The organism is Terrabacter terrae, from assembly GCF_039529575.1.
Lineage (GTDB): Bacteria > Actinomycetota > Actinomycetes > Actinomycetales > Dermatophilaceae > Terrabacter > Terrabacter terrae.
Window position 1 is genome coordinate 837,217 of the sequence record NZ_BAAANB010000021.1, and the last position, 6,565, is coordinate 843,781.

Sequence of the window (6,565 nt, forward strand, 5' to 3'; positions counted from 1 at the left end):
TGTCCAGCCAGCGGACACCCGGTCCTATGCTGCAGGCATGACGCAGACGCCTGACATCAAGCCCCGCAGCCGCGACGTCACCGACGGTCTGGAGAAGACCGCCGCACGGGGGATGCTCCGGGCCGTGGGCCTCGGCGACGACGACTTCGCCAAGCCGCAGATCGGCGTCGCGAGCTCGTGGAACGAGATCACGCCGTGCAACCTCTCCCTCGACCGGCTCGCCAAGGCGGTCAAGGACGGCGTCCACGCCGGCGGCGGCTACCCCCTCGAGTTCGGCACCATCTCGGTGTCCGACGGCATCTCGATGGGCCACGAGGGCATGCACTTCAGCCTCGTCTCGCGCGAGATCATCGCCGACTCCGTCGAGACCGTCATGAACGCCGAGCGCCTCGACGGCTCGGTCCTGCTCGCCGGCTGCGACAAGTCGCTGCCGGGCATGCTCATGGCGGCCGCGCGCCTCGACCTCGCGTCCGTCTTCCTGTATGCCGGCACGATCCTCCCAGGCGTCGCCAAGCTCTCCGACGGCACCGAGAAGGAGGTCACGATCATCGACGCCTTCGAGGCCGTCGGTGCGTGCAACGCCGGACTGATGTCGCGCGAGGACGTCGACGCCATCGAGCGCGCCATCTGCCCGGGCGAGGGCGCCTGCGGCGGCTTCTACACCGCCAACACGATGGCCGCCGTCGCCGAGGCGATCGGCATGTCGATCCCGGGCTCGGCCGCGCCGCCGGCCACCGACCGGCGCCGCGACATGTACGCCCGCAAATCCGGCGAGGCCGTCGTCGAGCTGCTCCGCCGCGGCATCACCGCGCGCGACATCATGACCAAGCCGGCCTTCGAGAACGCCATCGCCGTCGTCATGGCCTTCGGCGGCTCGACCAATGCGGTGCTGCACCTGCTCGCGATCGCCCACGAGGCCGACGTCGACCTGACCATCGACGACTTCCGCCGCATCGGCGCCAAGGTGCCGCACCTGGCCGACGTCAAGCCCTTCGGCAGCTTCGTCATGAAGGACATCGACCACATCGGCGGAATCCCGGTCGTCATGAAGACGCTGCTCGAGGCCGGCCTGCTCGACGGCGACTGCCTCACGGTGACGGGCAGGACGATGGCCGAGAACCTCGACGAGATCAGCCCGCCGCACATCGACGGTCGCGTGATCCGCGAGATGGCCCGGCCGATCCACAAGACGGGCGGCCTCACCATCCTCAAGGGCTCGCTCGCGCCCGAGGGTGCGGTCGTGAAGTCGGCCGGCTTCGACGAGTCGGTCTTCGAGGGCACGGCCCGCGTCTTCGACGGCGAGCGCGCCGCCATGGACGCCGTCGAGGACGGCTCCCTGAAGAAGAACGACGTCGTCGTCATCCGCTACGAGGGCCCCAAGGGCGGTCCGGGCATGCGCGAGATGCTCGCCGTCACCGGCGCCATCAAGGGCGCCGGGCTCGGCAAGGACGTCCTGCTCCTGACCGACGGCCGATTCTCCGGCGGCACCACCGGCCTGTGCGTGGGCCACGTCGCCCCGGAGGCCGTCGACGAGGGCCCGATCGCCTTCGTCCGCGACGGCGACGTCATCCGCCTCGACGTCGCGGGCGGCACGCTCGACGTGCTCGTCGACGAGGACGAGATGCAGCGCCGCCGCACAGAGGGCGTCACGCACCCCGAGCCGAAGTACACCCGGGGCGTCCTCGCCAAGTACCGCAAGCTCGTCGGCAGCGCGAGCGGCGGCGCCGTCTGCGGCTGAGGACCTCCGCCTCTCCGTGCTCGCGGTTCGAGATGATGCCGGCACCCACAGGCGGCGGCATCACCTCGAGTCAGGGCCTCGACGCCAGCATGACGTCGGCGGCCCAGTGCCGCCACACCGAGGTCACCTGCATGCCCACCTTCTCGTAGAGACCGAGGGCGCCGGTGCGAGAGTCCGTGGACAGCTCCGACCGCTCGCCCCCGTGCGCGCGACCCACCTCGAAGGCGTCGACGAGCAGCGCCCGTGCCAGACCCTTGTGGCGTTCGTCGCGACGCACGGCGAGCTTGTCGACGTAGGCGCACCCGCTCGACACGATGACGAACGCCATGCCGACGACCTCGTCGTCGCGGTCGACCATGAGCCGCAGCTGCCACCCTTCGTAGCCCGGCCGCATCGACACGGTGGCCGCCCACTCCTCGAAGCTCGCGCGCTCCCGGTCGGACCACTCGAGGAAGGCGTCCTCGTTGACGGCCCAGGCCGCGCGGAGGTCGGCCTCGTCGCGAGGCTCGCGGACGATATACCCCTGCGGGATCGGCTGTGGCTCGATGGCGCTCCCGGCCGGCACCTCCAGCACCCACGAGGTCCACAGGCAGCGGTAGCCGAGGGAGTCGAGCAGCCGCTCGCCGGGGGAGTCGCCGGGGACAGGCTGGCCCACCACGACCCCACCGTCGCGAGCCGCGACGCGGCGGGTCCAGCGCGACAACGCGGTCCCGATGCCGCGCCCGCGGTGGTCCGGGTCGACTGCTGCGTCGGCCCAGCGGCCCCGGTAGACCTCGGCGTACGCCACCAGCCGCTCCCCGTCGAGGACGCCCACCGACTGGGTTGCGAGGTCGCAGGCCGGTCGCTGCCAGTCACCGACGATGTCGGCCTCCTCGATGAGCACCGTGCCGACGTCGTGCTGCTCGCACCTCGCTACCAGGGCGGTGACCGCCGCGGCATCGCCGACGGTGAGCGGCCGGGTCGTCAGGCTGCCGACGCCGGCCGGGAGGGCGAGCGCCACGGGGGCGGGGGTTCGTGAGGGCGTGCCCGTCGCAGTCATGTCGGCAGTGTCCCGAGACGCTCGGCCCACGGACAAGCGACTTTCGGGCGACGTGACCCAGGCGACAGTAGGTGAGACGTCGAGGCCACATGTTGAGACGGCTGGGACGGCCGATTGACACCGCTGTGGGTTCGGAGCACGGTTGTCCCGTGGCCCGAATCCTCGTACTTCCCTAGCGCGCCGACCAGCTCGAACGGTCAGCGCGCTCCCTTCCGTCCCCCGCGGGACAGAAGGGTTTTTTTGTGGGTGGATTCGGCCCGGCCGGCAGGACAACGAAGTGCTCGAGACAAGGAAGACATCGTGAGCGACACGACGAAGCAGGCGCCCTCGCCCGCCGACGTGGCCTCCCTGGCCCGTCCCCGACCCTCGGCGGAGGGCAAGCCGGTTCAGCCGGCCGTCGCCGTCACGCCGGCCCGCGAGGTCACCGGGGCGCAGGCGCTCGTCCTCTCCCTCGAGGCCATCGGCTGCGACACCGTCTTCGGCATCCCGGGCGGGGCGATCCTGCCGGCCTACGACCCGATGCTCGACTCGAAGAAGGTGCGCCACATCCTCGTGCGCCACGAGCAGGGCGCCGGCCACGCCGCGGAGGGGTACGCCTCGGCGACCGGCAGGGTCGGCGTCTGCATGGCCACCTCCGGACCGGGCGCGACCAACCTCGTGACGCCGCTCGCCGACGCCCACATGGACTCGGTCCCGGTCGTCGCCATCACCGGACAGGTGGCGAGTGCTGCCATCGGCACGGACGCCTTCCAGGAGGCCGACATCCGCGGCATCACGATGCCGATCACGAAGCACAACTACCTCGTGACCGATCCGGGCAAGATCCCGCAGGCCATCGCCGAGGCGTTCCACGTCGCCAGCACCGGGCGGCCCGGCCCGGTGCTCGTCGACATCAGCAAGGACGCGCTGCAGGCCACCACGACGTTCAGCTGGCCCCCGCCGATCGACCTGCCCGGCTACCGCCCGGTGACCAGGCCGCACGGCAAGCAGATCCGCGAGGCCTCGCGCCTCATGGCAGCGGCCAGGCGGCCGGTGCTCTACGTCGGTGGCGGCGTGGTGCGCGCCCGCGCGAGCGAGGCGCTGCGCCGCCTCGTCGAGCTGACCGGCATACCCGTCGTCACGACCCTCATGGCGCGCGGCACGGTGCCCGACAGCGAGCCGCTCAACCTCGGCATGCCGGGCATGCACGGCACGGTCGCCGCGGTCACCGGGCTGCAGAAGTCCGACCTCATCATCGCGCTCGGTGCCCGCTTCGACGACCGCGTGACCGGTCAGCTGTCGACGTTCGCCCCGGATGCCAAGGTGATCCACGCCGACATCGACCCGGCCGAGATCTCCAAGAACCGCATCGCCGACGTGCCGATCGTCGGCGACGCGGGCGAGGTCATCCGCGACCTCATCGAACAGGTCACGCTCGACCGGGCCGCCGACGACAAGCCCGGTGCCTGGGACTACGAGCAGTGGCGGGCCCGGGTGGCCGAGTGGAAGCAGACCTTCCCGCTGGGCTACACCGACAGCGAGGACGGCACCCTGTCTCCCCAGTACGTCATCGAGCGCATCGGGGCGCTGTCGGGACCGGAGGCGACCTACGTCGCCGGCGTCGGCCAGCACCAGATGTGGGCGGCGCAGTTCGTGCAGTACGAACGCCCGAACGCCTGGCTCAACTCCGGTGGCCTCGGCACCATGGGCTACTCCGTCCCGGCGGCCATGGGCGCCAAGGTCGCCGAGCCGGAGCGCACCGTCTGGGCCATCGACGGCGACGGCTGCTTCCAGATGACCAACCAGGAGCTGGCGACCTGCGTCATCAACCACATCCCGATCAAGGTCGCCGTCATCAACAACAGCTCGCTCGGCATGGTCCGGCAGTGGCAGACGCTCTTCTACGACGAGCGCTACTCCAACACCAACCTGCAGCCCCTCGAGCAGCGGGTGCCGGACTTCGTCAAGCTCGCCGACGCCTACGGCTGCCTGGGCCTGCGCGCAGAGACGCCCGAGGAGGTCGACGCGGCGATCAAGCTGGCCCTCGAGACCAACGACCGCCCGGTCGTCATCGACTTCATCGTCCACCGGGACGCGATGGTCTGGCCGATGGTGCCGGCCGGCGTCAGCAACGACATGATCCAGGCCGCTCGCCACGAGGCGCCGGTCTGGGAGCGGGAGGACTGAGCATGAGCAAGCACACCCTGTCGGTGCTCGTCGAGGACAAGCCGGGCGTCCTGACCCGCGTCGCGGCCCTCTTCTCGCGCCGGGGCTTCAACATCGACTCGCTCGCCGTCGGCCCGACGGAGCTGGCGGACATCTCGCGCATCACGGTCGTCGTCGAGGTCGAGGGCGCGGCTCTCGAGCAGGTGACCAAGCAGCTCAACAAGCTGATCGAGGTGCTCAAGGTCGTCGAGCTCGACCCGCACGCCTCGGTGCAGCGCGAGATCCTGCTCGTCAAGGTCCGCGCCGACCCGGCCACCCGCAGCCAGGTGGTCGACACCATCTCGCTCTTCAAGGCCAAGGTGGTCGACGTGACCACCGACGCCGTGGTCATCGAGGCCACCGGCACGTCCGAGAAGCTGCGCGCGCTCCTCGACGTCCTCGGGCCGTTCGGGATCAGGGAGCTCGTCCAGTCGGGCATGGTCGCGCTCGGCCGGGGCTCCCGCTCGATCACCGACCGCAGCCTCCGCAGCGCCTGACCCCTCACGAACCACACAGACCCACCGCACACCGCAACCGAAGGAGAAGGCCACCATGGCCGAGATGTTCTACGACGACGACGCCGACCTGTCCGTGATCCAGGGCAAGAAGGTCGCCGTCATCGGCTACGGCAGCCAGGGCCACGCCCACGCGCTCAACCTGCGCGACTCCGGCGTCGACGTGCGCGTCGGCCTCGCCGAGGGCAGCAAGAGCCGCGCCAAGGCCGAGGCTGAGGGCCTGACGGTCACCTCCGTCGCCGACGCCGTGAAGGAGGCCGACCTCGTCGTCATCCTCACGCCCGACCAGGTGCAGAGGAGCGTCTACGCGAACGACATCCAGCCCAACCTGCGTGAGGGCGCCGCCCTCCTCTTCGGTCACGGCTTCAACATCCGCTACGGCTACATCAAGCCCGAGCCCGACGCCGACGTCATCATGGTCGCCCCGAAGGGGCCCGGCCACATCGTACGCCGCGAGTTCGCCGACGGCCGTGGGGTGCCCGTCCTCCTCGCCGTCGAGCAGGACGCGTCAGGCAGGGCCTGGGACCTCGCCAAGGCCTACGGCAAGGCGATCGGCGGCCTGCGCGCCGGCGGCATCAAGACCACGTTCACCGAGGAGACCGAGACCGACCTCTTCGGCGAGCAGGCGGTCCTGTGCGGCGGCGCCAGCCAGCTCGTCATGTACGGCTTCGAGACGCTCGTCGAGGCCGGCTACCAGCCCGAGGTGGCCTACTTCGAGTGCCTGCACGAGCTCAAGCTCATCGTCGACCTCATGATCGAGGGCGGCATCGCCAAGCAGCGCTGGTCCATCTCCGACACGGCCGAGTACGGCGACTACGTCTCCGGTCCGCGCGTCATCGACCCGCACGTCAAGGAGAACATGAAGGCGGTCCTGGGCGACATCCAGAACGGCACCTTCGCCAAGCGCTTCATCGACGACCAGGACGCCGGTGCGCCGGAGTTCACGTCCCTGCGCGAGAAGGGCGCCCAGCACCCGATCGAGGCCACCGGACGCGAGCTGCGGGGGCTCATGGCCTGGGTCAAGCAGACCGACTCCGACTACGTCGAGGGCTCGGCGGCGCGCTGACCCCTTCGCACGGCCGAGCGGCC

5 protein-coding genes are annotated in these 6,565 nt (G+C 70.6%); 4 read left to right on the forward strand and 1 reads right to left on the reverse strand.

The window, feature by feature from the left end:
* Positions 1-37 precede the first annotated feature (37 nt).
* Positions 38-1,738 carry a dihydroxy-acid dehydratase gene (gene ilvD, locus ABD194_RS13995; RefSeq protein ID WP_343992360.1) on the forward strand — a complete coding sequence of 567 codons (1,701 nt, stop codon included), beginning with the start codon at positions 38-40 and terminating at the stop codon, positions 1,736-1,738.
* A 70-nt stretch (positions 1,739-1,808) separates the two neighbouring features.
* Here the strand turns inward: ilvD and ABD194_RS14000 are convergent, their stop codons facing one another.
* A complete protein-coding gene (locus ABD194_RS14000) occupies positions 1,809-2,777 on the reverse strand; it encodes a GNAT family N-acetyltransferase (protein ID WP_343992362.1) in 969 nt (322 codons plus the stop codon).
* 300 nt (positions 2,778-3,077) lie between these two features.
* Here ABD194_RS14000 and ABD194_RS14005 point away from each other — a divergent pair, with 300 nt between their 5' ends.
* Genes ABD194_RS14005 through ilvC form a run of 3 tightly spaced genes read left to right on the forward strand, consistent with a single transcriptional unit; the run spans position 3,078 to position 6,542 of the window.
* A complete protein-coding gene (locus ABD194_RS14005) occupies positions 3,078-4,943 on the forward strand; it encodes an acetolactate synthase large subunit (RefSeq protein WP_343992364.1) in 1,866 nt (621 codons plus the stop codon).
* Positions 4,944-4,945: 2 nt separating this feature from the next.
* Positions 4,946-5,458, forward strand: coding sequence for an acetolactate synthase small subunit (ilvN, locus tag ABD194_RS14010; protein WP_343992367.1), 513 nt, complete (start codon positions 4,946-4,948; stop codon positions 5,456-5,458).
* 55 nt (positions 5,459-5,513) lie between these two features.
* On the forward strand, positions 5,514-6,542 hold the full coding sequence (ilvC, locus tag ABD194_RS14015; protein ID WP_343992369.1) for a ketol-acid reductoisomerase: 1,029 nt from the start codon (positions 5,514-5,516) through the stop codon (positions 6,540-6,542).
* Positions 6,543-6,565 lie beyond the last annotated feature (23 nt).